At 76.2% G+C, this 14776-nt stretch carries 11 protein-coding genes; 5 read left to right on the top strand and 6 right to left on the bottom strand.

Annotated features, from left to right (window positions below; all coding sequences use genetic code 11):
* The first annotated feature begins 5 nt into the window (after positions 1 to 5).
* The 3 genes from B8281_RS18460 (at position 6) to csrA (ending at position 3183) form a co-directional block, all read left to right on the top strand.
* On the top strand, positions 6 to 2051 hold the full coding sequence (locus B8281_RS18460; protein WP_043657039.1) for a flagellar biosynthesis protein FlhA: 2046 nt from the start codon (positions 6 to 8) through the stop codon (positions 2049 to 2051).
* A complete protein-coding gene (locus B8281_RS18455) occupies positions 2023 to 2874 on the top strand; it encodes a hypothetical protein (RefSeq protein ID WP_157446675.1) in 852 nt (283 codons plus the stop codon). The genes B8281_RS18460 and B8281_RS18455 overlap by 29 nt, the downstream gene beginning before the upstream one ends.
* 69 nt (positions 2875 to 2943) lie before the next feature.
* On the top strand, positions 2944 to 3183 hold the full coding sequence (gene csrA / locus B8281_RS18450) for a carbon storage regulator CsrA (RefSeq protein WP_043660876.1): 240 nt from the start codon (positions 2944 to 2946) through the stop codon (positions 3181 to 3183).
* A gap of 83 nt (positions 3184 to 3266) precedes the next feature.
* Here the strand turns inward: csrA and B8281_RS18445 are convergent, their stop codons facing one another.
* Together B8281_RS18445 and B8281_RS18440 are read right to left on the bottom strand one after the other, a co-directional pair.
* Positions 3267 to 4649 carry a hypothetical protein gene (locus tag B8281_RS18445; RefSeq protein ID WP_085388467.1) on the bottom strand — a complete coding sequence of 461 codons (1383 nt, stop codon included), beginning with the start codon at positions 4647 to 4649 and terminating at the stop codon, positions 3267 to 3269.
* A gap of 139 nt (positions 4650 to 4788) precedes the next feature.
* The gene (locus B8281_RS18440) at positions 4789 to 5739 is read right to left on the bottom strand and encodes a hypothetical protein (RefSeq protein WP_085388466.1); all 951 of its coding nucleotides are present in this window, start codon (positions 5737 to 5739) and stop codon (positions 4789 to 4791) included.
* A 283-nt stretch (positions 5740 to 6022) separates the two neighbouring features.
* On the opposite strand from B8281_RS18440, the gene B8281_RS18435 reads away from it, so the two are divergent.
* On the top strand, positions 6023 to 6637 hold the full coding sequence (locus B8281_RS18435; protein WP_021483189.1) for a hypothetical protein: 615 nt from the start codon (positions 6023 to 6025) through the stop codon (positions 6635 to 6637).
* Positions 6638 to 6649: 12 nt separating this feature from the next.
* Here the strand turns inward: B8281_RS18435 and B8281_RS18430 are convergent, their stop codons facing one another.
* Positions 6650 to 9277, bottom strand: a complete 2628-nt coding sequence (locus B8281_RS18430) for a LuxR C-terminal-related transcriptional regulator (RefSeq protein WP_085388465.1) — start codon at positions 9275 to 9277, stop codon at positions 6650 to 6652.
* A 298-nt stretch (positions 9278 to 9575) separates the two neighbouring features.
* On the opposite strand from B8281_RS18430, the gene B8281_RS18425 reads away from it, so the two are divergent.
* Positions 9576 to 11129 carry a hypothetical protein gene (locus tag B8281_RS18425; RefSeq protein ID WP_157446674.1) on the top strand — a complete coding sequence of 518 codons (1554 nt, stop codon included), beginning with the start codon at positions 9576 to 9578 and terminating at the stop codon, positions 11127 to 11129.
* 66 nt (positions 11130 to 11195) lie between these two features.
* Here the strand turns inward: B8281_RS18425 and B8281_RS18420 are convergent, their stop codons facing one another.
* The 3 genes from B8281_RS18420 to glpK all read right to left on the bottom strand — a co-directional run bounded on the left by B8281_RS18420 (position 11196) and on the right by glpK (position 14726).
* Complete coding sequence (locus tag B8281_RS18420; RefSeq protein ID WP_198163095.1) at positions 11196 to 12503, bottom strand: alpha/beta fold hydrolase; 1308 nt, start codon at positions 12501 to 12503, stop codon at positions 11196 to 11198.
* A gap of 44 nt (positions 12504 to 12547) precedes the next feature.
* Positions 12548 to 13057 (bottom strand): pyridoxamine 5'-phosphate oxidase family protein, encoded by a 510-nt coding sequence (locus B8281_RS18415; protein ID WP_085388463.1) that lies wholly within the window; start codon positions 13055 to 13057, stop codon positions 12548 to 12550.
* 151 nt (positions 13058 to 13208) lie between these two features.
* Positions 13209 to 14726 carry a glycerol kinase GlpK gene (glpK, locus tag B8281_RS18410; protein ID WP_085388462.1) on the bottom strand — a complete coding sequence of 506 codons (1518 nt, stop codon included), beginning with the start codon at positions 14724 to 14726 and terminating at the stop codon, positions 13209 to 13211.
* Between the last annotated feature and the right edge of the window lie 50 nt (positions 14727 to 14776).

The following is a 14776-nucleotide window of genomic DNA, read 5'->3' as shown; positions in this document are numbered from 1 at the left end:
TCGCCATGATCGCCGTGCCGCTCGGCGTCGTCGGCATCGTCCTGCTGCTCGTCGTGCCGATCCCCGCGGCCCTGCTCGACGTGCTCATCATCGTCAACATCCTGCTGTCGCTCGTGATCCTGCTGACGTCGATGTTCGTCAAGAAGCCGCTCGACTTCTCGGTGTTCCCGTCGCTGCTGCTCGTCGCGACGCTGTTCCGGCTGGGCCTCAACGTCGCCTCGACGCGGCTCGTGCTCGGGGACGGCTACGCGGGCGAGGTCATCGGCGCGTTCGGCCACATCGTCGTCGACGGGAACCTCGTCATCGGCATGGTCGTGTTCCTCATCCTCGTCGTCATCCAGTTCCTCGTGATCACCAAGGGCGCGGAGCGCGTGGCCGAGGTCGGGGCGCGCTTCACGCTCGACGCGATGCCCGGCAAGCAGATGGCGATCGACGCCGACCTCAACGCGGGGCTCATCAGCGAGCAGGACGCGCGGGCCCGCCGCGCCGAGATCTCCGCGGAGTCCGACTTCTACGGGGCGATGGACGGCGCGTCGAAGTTCGTCAAGGGCGACGCCATCGCGGGCATCGTCATCACGCTCATCAACCTGCTGGGCGGCATCGTGATCGGCGTCGTCATGCACGGCATGCCGGCCATGGAGGCCGTCGACACGTACTCGATCCTCACGGTGGGCGACGGTCTGGTCACCCAGGTCCCCGCGCTGCTCATGGCGGTCGCCACGGGCATGATCGTCACGCGCTCGAACTCGGGCGAGGGCGACGTCGGCTCGCAGGCGTCGAGCCAGCTCGTCCAGTCGCGGCAGGCGCTCGCCATCGCGGGCGTCGCGGCGTTCGCCATGGCGCTCATCGAGGGCATGCCGAAGCTCCCGTTCCTCGTGCTCGGGGTGGGCCTGATCATCGCGGCCCAGCAGATCAAGGCGAGCCAGCGGCGGGCCGAGGTGGCGCGCGCCGCGGCCGAGCAGATCGAGAAGGAGGGCACGCGCAGCGACGGCACCGAGGACCTCCTCGAGCAGATGCGCGTGCACGCGCTCGAGATCCTGCTCGCGCCCGACCTCGTCGACCTGGTCACCGGCGCGCACGACGACCTGCTCGGACGGGTCCGCGCCCTGCGGCGCAAGATCGCGACCGACCTCGGGGTCGTCGTGCCCCCCGTCCGCACGCGCGACTCCCTGGAGCTCCCGGCGTCGACCTACGCGGTGCGGATCGCCGGCGTGGAGGCCGGTCGCGGCCAGGCGCCGGCCGGCAAGGTCCTCGCGCTCGGCGACGACCTCGCCGCCCTGCCCGGGCTGGCGACGGTCGACCCGGTGTTCGGCATGGACGGCAAGTGGGTCCCGGTGGAGATGCGGCACAGCGCCGAGATGGCGGGCGCCACGGTGATCGACCGGGTCTCCGTGCTCGTCACGCACCTGTCCGCCCTCATCGCCGCGAACGCGGCGCGGCTGCTGTCCCGCGAGGACGTGCGCGTGCTCACCGACGAGGTCAAGCGGACCAACCCGTCGGCCGTCGACGAGCTCACGCCGGCCCTGCTGTCGCTCGCGGAGGTCCAGCGCGTCCTGCAGGGGCTGCTCGAGGAGCAGGTCGCCGTCAACGACCTGCCCCGGATCTACGAGGCGCTCGCGCTCGCCGCGAAGCGCTCGACCGACCCCGAGCACCTCGTCGAGGCGGCGCGCGCGGCGCTCGGACCGGCGATCCCGGCCCGGCACACGGTCGCGGGCACGATCCGGGTCGTGACGATCGCCCCGGCCCTGGAGCAGGCGATGCTCGCGGGCCGCCAGCCCGGCGGCGACCAGGGCACCGCGATCGTCGTCGACCCGGCGCGCCTCGACGCGTTCCGGTCGTCCGTGGGCGAGCGCGTGCAGGCGGCCCGGGCCACCGGCGAGGACGTCGTCCTCGTGTGCGCGCCGTCGCTGCGCGCGGCGGTCCGGCGCCTCGTCGCGACGCAGGTGCCCGACCTCGCCGTGCTGTCGTACACCGAGGTGACGGCGGGCAACGCGCTCATCGAGACGGTCGGGGTGGTGAACGATGCCCCGGCGATTGCGGCTCGAGGGTGAGTCCCTCGACGCCGTGCTCGCCCAGGCACGGCGCCTGCACGGCCCGGACGCGCGGATCGTCTCCGCCGAGCGGGTCATCACGGGCGGCTTCAAGGGGCTCTTCGGGCGGCAGCACTACGAGGCGGTCGTCGAGGTGGGCGACGCGCCGCCCCGGACCGCCGTCGGGCCGGTCCGGTTCCCCGCCGCGCGCCGGGCGGGCATCGCGGCGTTGCTCGACGACGCCGACGAGGGCGACGCGCTGCGCCCGGCGCCGTCGGCCGCGGTCGAGGTCTCGACCCGGGGTGACGACTTCGCGGCGCTGCTCGACGAGCTCGTGGCCGAGACGGCGGAGCCGCCGCCCGCGGCCGTCACCGCCCCGCCCGTGCCCGCGTCGCCGCTGCCGCGCGCGGCGCCGGGCGACCTCGTGGCGCTCGTCGGGCTGGCCGCGGACGTCGTCGCGGCGGCCCGCGCGCTGGCGCAGCGGGAGGGCCTGCTCACGGCCTGCGCGGGCAGCGCGACCGACGGCGACACGGTGCGCGTCGACGACCGCCGCGCGGCGACCGAGGCGCGCGCCCGCGGGGTCCGCGCGGCCCGCGCCACGGTCGTGGCCGTCGGGGTGCGCGTGGACGCGGCCGGGGTGGCGCGGGTCCTCGACGAGCTGGGCGCCGAGCAGGTCGCGGTCGTGGTCGACGCCTCGCGCAAGCCCGCGGACACCGAGCGCTGGGTCGCCGAGGTGCAGCGGCTCGTGCTGGTCCGCGCCATGGTCGTGGTCGGGCGCGAGCTGACGACGACGCCCGACTCGGTGCTCGCGCTCGGGCTCCCGGAGCTGCGGCCCGCAGGCTGACCCGGGCCGCGCCCGCATAGGTAATCCGAACGGTCAGGATGACACGCGGGACGTCAGGAGGACGTGGCGATGCTGGTGCTGGGACGCAAGGTGGGAGAACGGATCCTCGTCGGCGACGACGTCGTGGTCACGGTCGTGTCGGTGGGCCGGGACGGGGTGCGCGTCGGGATCGACGCGCCCCGCGAGGTGCGGGTCCACCGGGCCGAGATCGTCGACCAGGTCGCCGCGGACAACCGGGCCGCCGCGCTCGGGGCGCCCGGGGGCGAGGCGCGCGCCCGCGCGTTGCTGGGGCTCGACGCGCGGCCCTGACGCGCCGCACGGGACGTGCGGGGTCCTCGGCGGCGGAGAGCCGCCGTCGGGGGTGCCCGTCCCGTCGGGAGGCCCGCCGAGCGCTACCCGCGTCCGCCGCGGCCGCCACCGTGGCCGCGGTCCTGCCGGCCCGCGTCCTTGTCGGTGCGCCGGTCGTCGCGGGTCTGCGGCTGCGGCTTCGCCGTCCCCGGCCGGGACGAGCCGCGCGCCTCGTCGGACCGCGGTGCGGGACGGTCGGGCTTCGGCTGAGCCGGGCGCGTGACGGGCGGCCCCGGTCGCGCGGGCACGGGCGTCGGTGCGGGACGAACGGCCGGCGCGGGCTTCGGCTTCGGCGTCGGCTTCGGCGACGGCTTCGCCGCAGCCGGCGGCGCGGGCTGGGGCGGAGCAGCCGGTGCCGGCGCCGCTCCCGAGGCGGGGGCGGGAGCCGGTGCGGGCGTCTCCGGGACGGCCGGGCCCGGTGCGGCCGGCACGACCACGGGCAGCGGCTCGACCACGGGCTCGCCGCCGGGCTCGTCGGCGGGCACGTCGACGGCGTCGTCCACCCGCGGACCGACCGGCTCGTCCGCCGGCTCGTCGACGAGCTCGACGGCGGGTGCCGTCGACGGCGCCAGGCCCGTCAGCACCGGGGAGGACAGGTCGAGGCGGACGGACGTGGCGCCGGCGCCGTCGAGCGGCGCCCACGCGGTCGAGCCGGTCCCCGGGGTCGTGCTCAGGAGCACCTGCTCGGGCCGTACCGAGACGCCCGGGCCACCACCGACCTCGTCCTGCGCGGGCGCGACGACGACCCCGAACGCGAGCGTCGCCGCCGAGAGCACCGCGGCGGCGCCCCAGCGCACGGGACGACCCGGGCCGCTGGAGCGCGCGCGGCCCCGTACCCCGGGCGCACGGCGACGCTCCGGGCGTGCGGGGGCGTGCGCCGACGAGACCGTCGCTGCCGACCGGGACGTCGGGAGCGGGCGCGTGGCGGTGGCCTCGTCCAGCGGGTGCGGCGTGGGCGCGAGCCCCGCCGCCACGGCACCCGTGCGGACGACCTCCCGCGGGGCAGGACGGTCCACGACGGCGGCGGTCTCCCGGAGCAGCAGCAGGGCGGCGCGGTCGGCCGCGAGGCGGTGGCGGTACGGAGGGACGGCGACCGCGCCCTCCGCGGCCAGCGCGCGCACGGCGCGCAGGGCCTCGAAGCGCACGGTGGGCGACCAGGCGCGGCCCTCGAGCGGACGACGGCCGGCGACGAGGTCGTCGAGCACGGCGCGCTGGGCGTCGGTCACCGCCCGTAGCGCGGCGACCTGGTCCGTCCCCGAGACCCCGGCGGCGCGGACGTGCCGCCGGGCGTCGCGCGCGAGCCCGACGGCGTGCGCGGCGACGAGGCCGGCCACCGCGCGCTCGCGCTCGCCCTCCGGCACCGTCGCGGCGACGACGCGCGCATCCTCGACGACCGAGCGTCGAGACCCGGGTCCCTCGTCAGACATGTCCTGCTGCCCCCTGTGCTCCTGCGCCCGCCCTGCGGCCGCCCCCTCGTCCCCGTGCGCGCCACGGTGCGGTTCTCCTGCTCGCCGCGGCGCGCCGCGGGCCTCCCGGCAGGTACGGGTCGTGGAGCGACGCTCGCGCTCACACGCTGTCCACGGCGTCGAGGACGATGCCGACGTCCCGGAGGTGCTGCGCCGCCAGCTCCCGGACCCGGTCGATGTGGGCGACGGTCCGGTGCCGGGGCAGACCCAGGGTCCGGGCGATCCACACGACCGTGTCATGGCCCGGGAGCGGCCCGCCGCCCCCGTACGCCTCGGACATCCAGAGCGCCGCGACCCGTCCGCGGGCCGGGTCCTCCGCGTGCGCCGCGTCGACGACGGAGCGGACGAGCGCCGGGACCTCGACCGCGTGCAGCACGCAGTCGGCGTGCGCGTCGGTCGTGCGCGCGGAGTCGAGGGCCTCGTCGAACGACAGCGCGCCGCGCAGCACGAGCTCGTCGGCCTCCGTCACGACCATGCCCTGCCGGACGACGTCGGCCCGGTGGGCGCCGAGGCGCTCGTTCGTGGCGCGGACGGCCTCCTCGACCGAGGGCGCCGCGCCGCGCAGCGCGGCGAGCTCCGACCGCGTGCGCGCGAGCTCGCGGCGCCGACGCTGCGCGGCCACCATGCCCGACGCCGGCGCGGTCGCGTGGTCGAGGAACGAACGGACGCGGGGTCGTGCCGTGTAGACGACGATGGCGAGGAACGAGCGCATGCTGCGCAGGTACGCCGGGTCGCGCCGGGACCGCTCGAGCATCTCCCAGGCGGTCTCGACGACGATCGCCGCGACGTCGTCGAGGTGCTGGGCCGCGGGCACCGAGTTGGTGCGGCACAGGCGCGCCGCGATCCGGCGCCACTGCGTCGCGTGGGCGGCGAGGAGGGTCGAGACCTCGGTGCGGTACCGGTCGTCGTCCTCGATCGCGACGACGCGGGCGACCTCGTCCCGGAGCGCCCCGGGGTCGTCGTCCTCCTGCGGGCCCTCGTCGACGGCGCGCACGGGACGCGCGTCGCGCGCCCGCTGCGGGCGCGGGTCGAGCAGGGTCCGGTCGGTCACGGTCCAAGCATGCGGACCCGGAGGGGCTCCTGGCGCGCGGGACACCGTCTTTCACACCGGACTTCACCCTCAGGTGCCCCGGGCAGCGGGTGATCTCCGCACGCTTCGCCCGCCGCGGGTGTTTCGCGGACGTCGCCACGGTGGGATGCTGTCCTCGGCGACGGGCTCGCCGGCTGGACAGGGCAGGACGAGATCAGGAGGTGGACCGGGTGCACGCAGCGTCCTGCGCTTCGACGGCGTCGCCGTGCCGGGCCGCCGACGCCCCGGGCGGGGTGGTGTCGCGGTGACCCCGGAGGAGGACGGCGCCGGTGCGCCGTGGGACGACACGACCTGGGCCATCTGGGCCGTGGGCCTCGTGGAGCCGCTCATCGACCCCGACGACCGGCTCGCGACCATGGCCGCGATGCGCGCGCAGGCGAAGGCGCACCCGCTGCGCGCCGTGACGCTCCTCGCCGGCGCCCTCACCGACCTCCTGGACTCGTTGCCCGACGACGACCCGTGGCGCCACCTGGACCCCGCGACGTTCGGCACGTACCGGGACGGCCTGGACCTGGTCCCGTCGGAGGCCGTCGTGATCGCCGAGGACATCGGCCTCGCGGCGCTCGCCCGGCCGCTCGGGCACGGCGGGGCGCGGGTCATGAGCGAGGCGCAGCACGGCTGGGAGAACGCCGCGCACGCGGCGAACGAGCTCGAGGACCCGGTGCGCACGCTCACGCGCGCCGTGGCGTGGGCCGCCTGGCGCCGCCGCGTGTACGTGGGCGAGGACAGCTACCCCGTCCTCGTGGTCTTCTCGTGGCTGCCGCGCGCCGCGCTCATCGCCGCGGGCCGCGAGATCGACGACGACCTCGCGCGCGCCGAGATGCGCGCGTCCGCGAAGATCGTCGACGACCTCGTCTGACCGGCCCCGGCCTCAGCGCCCGTCCGTGCCGCTCGCGGGCAGGGGACGCTGGGCCGGGAGCAGTCCCAGCTCGATCCCGCGGGCGAGGGCGTCCTCGCGCCGGCGCACGCCGAGCTTCCGGTAGATCGAGCGGAGCTGGCTCTTGACCGTGTTCACGGACACCGTGAGGCTCCGGGAGATGTCGACCGCGGTCGCGTGCCGCATGAGGGTGTCGAGGACGACGACCTCGCGGTCGGACAGGGGCTGGGGGAGGTCGGCCGTCGCGGCGAAGAGCTCCGGCACGGGTTCCGCGTCCCCGATGAGGCGCTGCGCCGTCTGGTCCTTGCTCCGTGCCGCGAGCTCGGCGAGCGTGAGGAGGTCGTGCCGGGCGGGGAGCGCGAGGGCGAACCGCAGCCGCCGGTCCTCCGCGACGCCGGCGAGCTTGTCCAGGGCGTCGCGCGCCTGCGTCTCCTCCTCGGCGTGCGTGAGGGCGGCGGCGAGCAGGACGGCGTGCGCGGCCCGCAGGCGCGGCGCGGCGGTCCGCGGCGGCGTGTGCGCGACGAGCACGTCCCGCGCGGTGCTCCACCGGCCGGTGAGCAGCGCCGCGTGGGCCCGCAGCAGCCAGGTGAGCGACGACGTCGCCGGGGCGACCTTGAGCCAGGAGTGCACCGCGCCGACCTGGCCGCGCGCGAGCCCGAGCAGGCCGCTCACGTAGTCGAGGTGGTCGATGTCGCGCGCGGAGATGCGGCGGCGGCCGCGTTCGGACTCGATGTAGCGGCGCAGCCGCTCGATGCCCAGGGCCGGCTCGAAGGACACCAGGTCGACGTACGCCTGGACCGTGGCGACGACCGGGCGGGTCTCGAGCGTCGCGAGGTGCGGTCGCAGCACGTCGAGGTGGGCCTGGGCGCCGCGGGCGTCGAAGCGTTCGAGGCACACGATCGCGCGGGCGATGCGGTACAGGTGGTCGTCGCGACCCGCGCGGACCTCGGCGTGGGGCGACGCCTCGATGACCTCGAGGTCGCGCACGGCCTCCGGCAGGTCCCCGCGGAGCGCGAGCACGAGCGCACGCAGCGACAGGCCGTAGAGCGTGCGGGGGTCGACGGCGGGGGAGCCGCCGAGGTCCTCGAGCGTGGCGAGCGCCTCGTCGTCCGCGCCCGCCCGCGCGAACGACATCGCGACCTCGGCGCGGAGCCGGGGCAGCTCGCGCACGAGCTCCCGGCGCTCGTCCACACCCAGCTCGTCGAGCGTCTGCCGGGCCCGGCGCGCCGGCTCGAGCGCGCGCTGCGTCGCGTTCGTCGAGCGCAGCGCGACGCTCTCGAGCACGTCCAGGACGACGCGTTCCGCCGTCGAGGTCGTCCTCGCCCGGGGGCGCAGGGCGGCCAGCGTCAGCTGGTACGTCTCGATCGCCTCGGTGCGCTCCCCGGGGACGCTGTCGTGGTGGATCGCGAGGGCCCCGGCGAGCAGCGGCCAGCGCCGCAGGTCCGTCTGCGGGAGGCTCTTGAGGACGTCGAGGCGGGCCAGCGCCTGCGGCTCGAGCAGCTCGCCCCAGTACCGCGAGACGGCCGAGGACGCGAGCGCGAGGTCGCCCGCGCCGACCGCGTGCCGCAGCGCCTCGACGGGATAGCCGTTCGTCAGGTACCAGCGCGCGGCGGCGAGCTGGGCGAGCCCCCACTCGTCGGGGTGCTCCTCGCGGACGCGCTCCGCCACGAACGTCCGCACCACCGGGAACAGGACGAAGACCCGGCCCGCGGGACGCCGCTCCCACGCACCCAGCCCGCGCTCCTCGAGCATCCACAGCAGCTGCGGCGCCGCGGGCTCCCGGGTCAGCGCCACGGCGAGGTCGGCGGTGAGGACGTCCGCGACCGCGCACCGCCGCAGGACCTGCTCGAGCCGAGGGCGCTCGGCGCCCTCGAGCTGCTTCTCGAGCGCGGCCCGCAGCAGCTCGTCGGCGACCTGGACGTGCGCCGGGGTCCCGTGGGAACCGGCCATCTCCGCGGCGAGCATCGCGACCCGCAGGTACAGCGGCTGACCGCCGGTGAGGACGTGCGCCTCCGCGGGGTCGAGGTCCACGCCCGCCTGGCGCAGCATGCGGGCCGTCTCGTCCCGGGTCAGCGGCAGCTGGTCCGCCGTGATGACGGTCCGGTCGAGCTCGAGCCCGACCGAGGCGGCCTCCAGGGGGGAGACCGTGCTCGTGGCCACGGCCACGGAGAGGTTCGGGCACAGGCGCAGCAGGGCGAGGACGTCGTCGTGGACCGCGGCGTCCGTGACGTCCTGGTAGTCGTCGATGACGACCACGACCTCCCCGGGCACCGCGAGGAACGCGTCGGCCAGGCGGCCGGGCACGTCCTCGGGGGCGAGCTCCGCCGGCCCCAGCGCGGCCTCGAACGCCTCGAGCCCGGCCCGCGCGGCACGGCGCGCGACCGCGCGCCAGAGGTCCGTCCGGGACATCTCCGGGATGACGGACAGCCAGAGCCCCGGCGTGGCCCGGCGTCGGGACCACTCGGCGAGGAGGGAGGTCTTGCCCGCACCCGCGGGGCCGCGGACCACGCGGAGCGCGGCGTCCACCTCGAGCCGGTCGAGCAGGCGCTCGCGGACGAGCTCGGTGTGCGGGGGGCGTGGCGCCCCGTACAGACGGAACGTCGTCGTGTCCGTCACCGACATGCTGCCTCCGTGCTTCCCCCGCTCCACGGGCGGGCGGACGGACGGCGGCGAACCGCGTCCGGCCACGGCTCCGCCCCGAGAGCCGGCACCGCGCCGTGATCCGCTCTCACCCTAGGCGAGGAGGTGCGCCGGTTCTCGGGGAAGGCGGGTGAAGCGCTCGAACCGGGTCGCCCGCGGCTCCCTCCAGCCCGGACGAAACGGGACGCGCGGGGACGATGCGGACAGCGTGGCCCGTCGCGTGCATAGGGGCCTCGGGCGCGCCCACCCGCGGACGCGACCGGAGAGGAGCCGCACGCCCATGTCTGTGCACCGGGCCCGCCCGCGGACCGCGCTCGCCGCGGTGCTGGTGGGCGCCGTCCTGGTCGGCGCGTCCACGACGGCCCACGCCGTCCCGGTCGCCCGCGCCGCGGCAGACCCGGGCGTCGCGCCCGTGGCGACGGAGACCCTCGTGCGGGTCGTGGAGGACGGCCGGCCCGGTGCCGCGGGTGCGGCGGCGTCCACCGCTGCGGCCGACGGCACGGGCCCCGACGCGGCATCGGGCACGGACCCCGGCGCGGGCATGGACTCCGGTGCCGGCGCGGGCGCCGGCACCGTGGGCGTCGGGCCCGTCGTGCCTGCCGTGCCCGGTGCTCCCGTGCCGGACGGACCGGAGCCTCCCGCGCCCGGGTCGGCCGCTCCGGAGGAGGGCGCGTCTCCCTCCGTCCCCGCTCCCGACCCGGCGGCCCCGGAGGAGGGCGAGACGCCCCCCGGCCCCGACCCCACCGTGCCCGACGGCGAGCCCGCGCCCCGCGTGGTCGTGCTGCCGCCGGTCCTCGTCCGCGCGGCGGCCGGGGACGCGGTCTACCTCGTGCCGGTGGTCGAGGGCGTGCGCTGGTCCCTGGGCGGCGAGCCGATGGCGTGCACCGTGGTGGTGGTCGACGGGTACCGGACCGTCGAGGCGCCGCGGGACGGCGGCGTCCTGCGGGCGACGGCCGCGGCGGAGGACGGCCACGTGCTGCAGCTCCCGGACGGGCGGTCCGCCGCCGAGGCGGTCACGGAGCTGCTCCCCGTCGTCACGGCGGTGCTCCCCGCCGCACAGGACGGCCCGGGCAGGGCGGACACGCACACCGTGCCCGACGCCGAGGGCCTCGTCGTCCGCGACGCGACCGGCGCGGTGCTCCCGCCCGGCAGCACGCACGCCGTCGAGGGGTACCTCGACCACGTGGCGCGCGTCGTCCTCACGCTCTCCCCGGCGGCGGGCCTGCGGCTCGCGGCGGAGGGCGCGGCGGAGCCGGTGCTGCCGGGGTCGGACGGGTCGCGCGCCGTCGAGCTCGTGTTCTCCGGTCTCACCGAGGTCCGGGCGCCGGCGCCCGTGGTCGTCGCCGCGCGCCCGGGCGCGGCGGCCGCGGTCGAGGTGCCGCGGGCCGACGGCGTGGAGTTCGTCCTCGACGAGCGGGTCCTCGCCCCGGGCCGCCATCCCGCCCGGGGCACGGTGACCGTGACGGCGCGCGCGCTCGACGGTTACGTCCTCGTCGGCGAGACGTCGTGGGAGCTCGTGCTCGACGGGCCGGCCGTCCCCGAGGCGCCCGCCGCCCCGCCCGCGTCGCCTGCTCCGGCCGCCCCGGCGCCCGCTGCGACACCGGACGCGTCCGCGCCGACGACGGCGGACGGGCCCGCGCTCGACCTGGCGCCGGTGGTCGGCACGGCGGACCCGTCGCGCGCCGTCGTCGTGGCCGCGGGCGAGGCGCTCGCCGCGGTGCCACCGGCCCCGCCGCGCGGCGACGCCGGGTTCGACCTGCTCACGCTGGTGCTGGGCGGGGCGCTCGTGTCCGGGGCGTGGGTGCTGCGCGCGCGCCGCGACCAGACGGCCTGACTCCGCCCACCGGGGATCAGGGAGCCCGACGCCGTAGCCCGTCCGTCCGGCCGGGCGCGGCACGCCTCAGGTGCGCGGGCCGCCGCGGGCGCCGAGCCGCTCGACCAGGCGCGCGAGGACGTCGCCCGTGCGCAGGCCGTCGTGCTCGAACTCGTTCGTCACCCACGTGCGGACGTTGCCCACGCGCGCCGCCGTGTCGAGCGAGAGCCCGGCGTCGACGAACATGTCGTCGAAGTACACCGCCGCCTCGACCGGCACCTCGTTGCGCGCGAGGACGTCGAGGTCGTACAGGTCGGGCCACTCCTCGCGCGCGGCGAGCGCGTCCGCCGCCGCGCGGAACGGCCGGAGCGCGGTGATCTCCTCGAGCATCCAGGGGTAGATCATCTCGCCGGTGAGGAGCAGCGGTCGCGCCGCCGGGTCGAGGGCCGGCTCCTCGGCGCGGACCGCCTCGGCGGCCCACGCCGTCGGGCCGGTGCCCGACTGCGCGTAGATCGACTCGTGGAGCACGGCGTAGAGCGGGTTGGTGCGGAACGACGTCGCCGCCGCGACCTCGGCGAGGAACGTGTCCGTCAGGGTGTCGGGCGCGTCCGCGTCGAACGCCTCGTCCACGAGCCAGTGGATGCGCTCCGGGCCGGGCTTCATCCCGAGGTCCGTGCCGATCGACTGGAGCCGGCGCACGGTGAGCCGGTCGCCGTCGGGCAGGCGCACGTCGTCGGCCGCGAGGAGGTCCGCGACGCGCGCGAGGCGGGCCGCGTCGTCCGGGTACCGCTCCCGGTAGGCGGCGTTCTTCGCGACGACGCGCGGCTGGGTGCGGCGGTACACCTCGCGCGCGTCCGCCGTCAGGCCCGGCAGCCCGCCCGTGACGTAGCACGCGGCGAGCGCCTCGGGCGCCCGCGACAGGTACGTCATCGTGAGGAAGCCGCCGTAGGACTGGCCGAGCGACGTCCACCGCCGCCCGCCGTAGACCGTCCGGCGCACGTGCTCGGCGTCGGCGACGATCGCGTCCGCCCGGAAGCGGGAGAGGTACTCCGCCTGGGCGGCCCCCGATCCGCGCGCGGCGAGCGCCGCCCCGCGCACGGCCGAGGACCGGCCGGTGCCGCGCTGGTCGAGCAGCACCACCCGGTGCGTCGCGAGCGCGGTGCAGACCCAGCCGTCCGGCCCGGTGGGCCGGGGCCCCTTGCCGCCCGGGCCGCCCTGGAGGAACACGAGCAGCGGCAGGTCGTCGTGACGCCGGACCGGGTCGACGAGCTCGCGCACGAACAGCGTGAGGCGGCGGGGGTCCGTGTCGTCGTCCCACACGAGCGGCACCTCGAGCTCGCGGTCGGTGACGTGGATGCCGGGCAGGGTGTACGCGGTCTCGCGGGCGACGCTCACCCCGCCACCCTAGCCGCGCCGCTCCGGGCGGCCGGCGGCACGTGTCACAGCTCGACGGTCTCGTTCTCCCCGCCGTCGTAGCGCGAGCCGGTGACCTTCGCCTTGACCAGGCTGAACAGCGTCGCGACGCGGCCGCCGGGGGAGTCCCAGTACTCCGCGGAGTCGGCGTGCAGCCGGACGAGCACCACGCCGGGCGTGTCCGGGCCGTCGGGGAACCAGGCGTCGGCGACCGTGTTCCACAGCTCGCGGATCTTCTCGCGGTCGCGGACGACCGCGGCGCGCCCGGACACCGAGACCCAGGACGTCGAACCCGAGAAGGCCGCGTTCGCCGCCGAGTCCCGCGCGATCTCGGCGACCTTGTGCGAGTCGGCGGCGGCGAAGAACCACAGGTCGCCGTCGAAGTCGACGGCCTGGACGCCCATCGGCCGGCTCACCAGGCTCCCGTCGGTCGCGACGGTGGTCAGCATGGCGATCTTCTCGTCCTTGATCAGGTCGCGGACCGTGGCGACCTCGTCGGAGCTCGCGTGGGGCTGCTCGTGGTGCGTGCCGGTCATGTCGTCTCCCGTCGTCGGGCCGCGGGGCGCGGCACCTCGACGCTAGGCACGACGCGCGCGACTCGCCCGTGGGAGCACGACGAGGGGGTGGGGTGCGCGACGCCGCGGCGCCGTGCACCCCACCCCCCTCGGTGGGTGGTCCCGGGACGGGCTACTGCTCCACGTCCTCGTCGACCCACTCCATGGTCTTCGTCACGGCCTTCTTCCAGTTCCGGTAGAGGCGCTCGCGCTCGCCGGACTCCATCGACGGGCTCCAGCGCTTGTCCTCGGCCCAGTTGTCGATGACGTCCTGCTCGCCCTTCCAGAAGCCGACGGCGATGCCCGCGGCGTACGCGGCACCGAGCGCCGTCGTCTCGGCGACCTTGGGGCGCACGACGTCGACGCCGAGCTGGTCGGCCTGGAACTGCATGAGGAGCTCGTTGGCGACCATGCCGCCGTCGACGCGCAGCTCGGTGAGGTCGACGCCCGAGTCGGCGTTCATCGCGTCGACGACCTCGCGGCTCTGGAACGCCGTCGCCTCGAGCGCGGCGCGCGCGATGTGGTTGCGGTTGACGTACCGCGTGAGGCCCACGAGCGCGCCGCGCGCGTCGGGCCGCCAGTAGGGCGCGAACAGGCCGGAGAACGCCGGCACGAAGTAGGCGCCGCCGTTGTCCTGGACCTTGCCCGCGAGCCACTCGACGTCGGGCGCGTCCTCGAACATGCCCAGGTTGTCGCGCAGCCACTGCACGAGCGAGCCGGTCACGGCGATCGAGCCCTCGAGCGCGTACACGGCGGGCGCGTCGCCGATCTTGTAGCAGACCGTCGTGAGCAGGCCGTTCTTGCTCATGACCTTCTCCGTGCCCGTGTTGAGCAGCAGGAAGTTGCCGGTGCCGTACGTGTTCTTGGCCTGGCCGACCTCGAAGCACGCCTGGCCGAACGTGGCCGCCTGCTGGTCACCGAGGATGCCGGCGATCGGGACGCCGGGGACGAGACCGCGGGGACGGCCGTGGCCGTACACCTCGGACGACGACCGGATCTCGGGGAGCATCGACAGCGGGATGCCCATGTCCGCGGCGATGTCCTCGCGCCAGGAGAGCGTGTCGAGGTCCATGAGCATCGTGCGCGACGCGTTCGTCACGTCGGTGACGTGCACGCCGCCCTCGGTGCCGCCCGTCATGTTCCACAGCACCCACGTGTCGGTGTTGCCGAACAGCAGGTCGCCCTTCTCGGCCTTCTCGCGCGCGCCCTCGACGTTGTCGAGGATCCACTTGATCTTCGGGCCGGAGAAGTAGGTGGCGAGCGGCAGGCCGACGACCGACTTGTACTTCTCGGGGCCCTCGTCGCCGCCGAGCTCGTCGACGATCTTCTGGGTGCGCGTGTCCTGCCAGACGATGGCGTTGTAGACGGGCTTGCCCGTGGTCTTGTCCCAGACGACGGCCGTCTCGCGCTGGTTCGTGATGCCGACGGCCGCGATGTCCTCGTGCGTGAGGTTGCCTCGGGTGAGGGCGAGACCGACGACCTCGCGCACGTTGTTCCAGATCTGCTCGGGGTTGTGCTCGACCCATCCCGCGCGCGGGAAGATCTGGTCGTGCTCGAGCTGCCCGGTGGAGTAGATCTCCCCGGAGTGGTTGAAGACGATGGCCCGGGAGCTCGTGGTCCCCTGGTCGATGGCGAGAACGTAGTCGGCCATGGTGCGTTCAGTCCTTCACGTCGGTGTGGGTGTGGTTGCGGCGTAGGTGC

This window comes from Cellulosimicrobium sp. TH-20, assembly GCF_002105775.1.
Classification (GTDB): Bacteria; Actinomycetota; Actinomycetes; order Actinomycetales; family Cellulomonadaceae; genus Cellulosimicrobium; species Cellulosimicrobium funkei.
Note: the sequence above shows the minus strand (reverse complement) of the source record. Positions and strands in the feature narration are given on the sequence as shown.

Bases quoted from the DNA above. Each gene is read 5' to 3' on its own strand.
- B8281_RS18460 (WP_043657039.1), top strand. From the start codon at position 6: ATGATCGCCGTGCCGCTCGGCGTCGTCGGCATCGTCCTGCTGCTCGTC.
- B8281_RS18455 (WP_157446675.1), top strand. From the start codon at position 2,023: ATGCCCCGGCGATTGCGGCTCGAGGGTGAGTCCCTCGACGCCGTGCTC.
- csrA (WP_043660876.1), top strand. From the start codon at position 2,944: ATGCTGGTGCTGGGACGCAAGGTGGGAGAACGGATCCTCGTCGGCGAC.
- B8281_RS18445 (WP_085388467.1), bottom strand. From the start codon at position 4,649: ATGTCTGACGAGGGACCCGGGTCTCGACGCTCGGTCGTCGAGGATGCG.
- B8281_RS18430 (WP_085388465.1), bottom strand. From the start codon at position 9,277: ATGTCGGTGACGGACACGACGACGTTCCGTCTGTACGGGGCGCCACGC.
- B8281_RS18425 (WP_157446674.1), top strand. From the start codon at position 9,576: ATGTCTGTGCACCGGGCCCGCCCGCGGACCGCGCTCGCCGCGGTGCTG.
- B8281_RS18415 (WP_085388463.1), bottom strand. From the start codon at position 13,057: ATGACCGGCACGCACCACGAGCAGCCCCACGCGAGCTCCGACGAGGTC.
- glpK (WP_085388462.1), bottom strand. From the start codon at position 14,726: ATGGCCGACTACGTTCTCGCCATCGACCAGGGGACCACGAGCTCCCGG.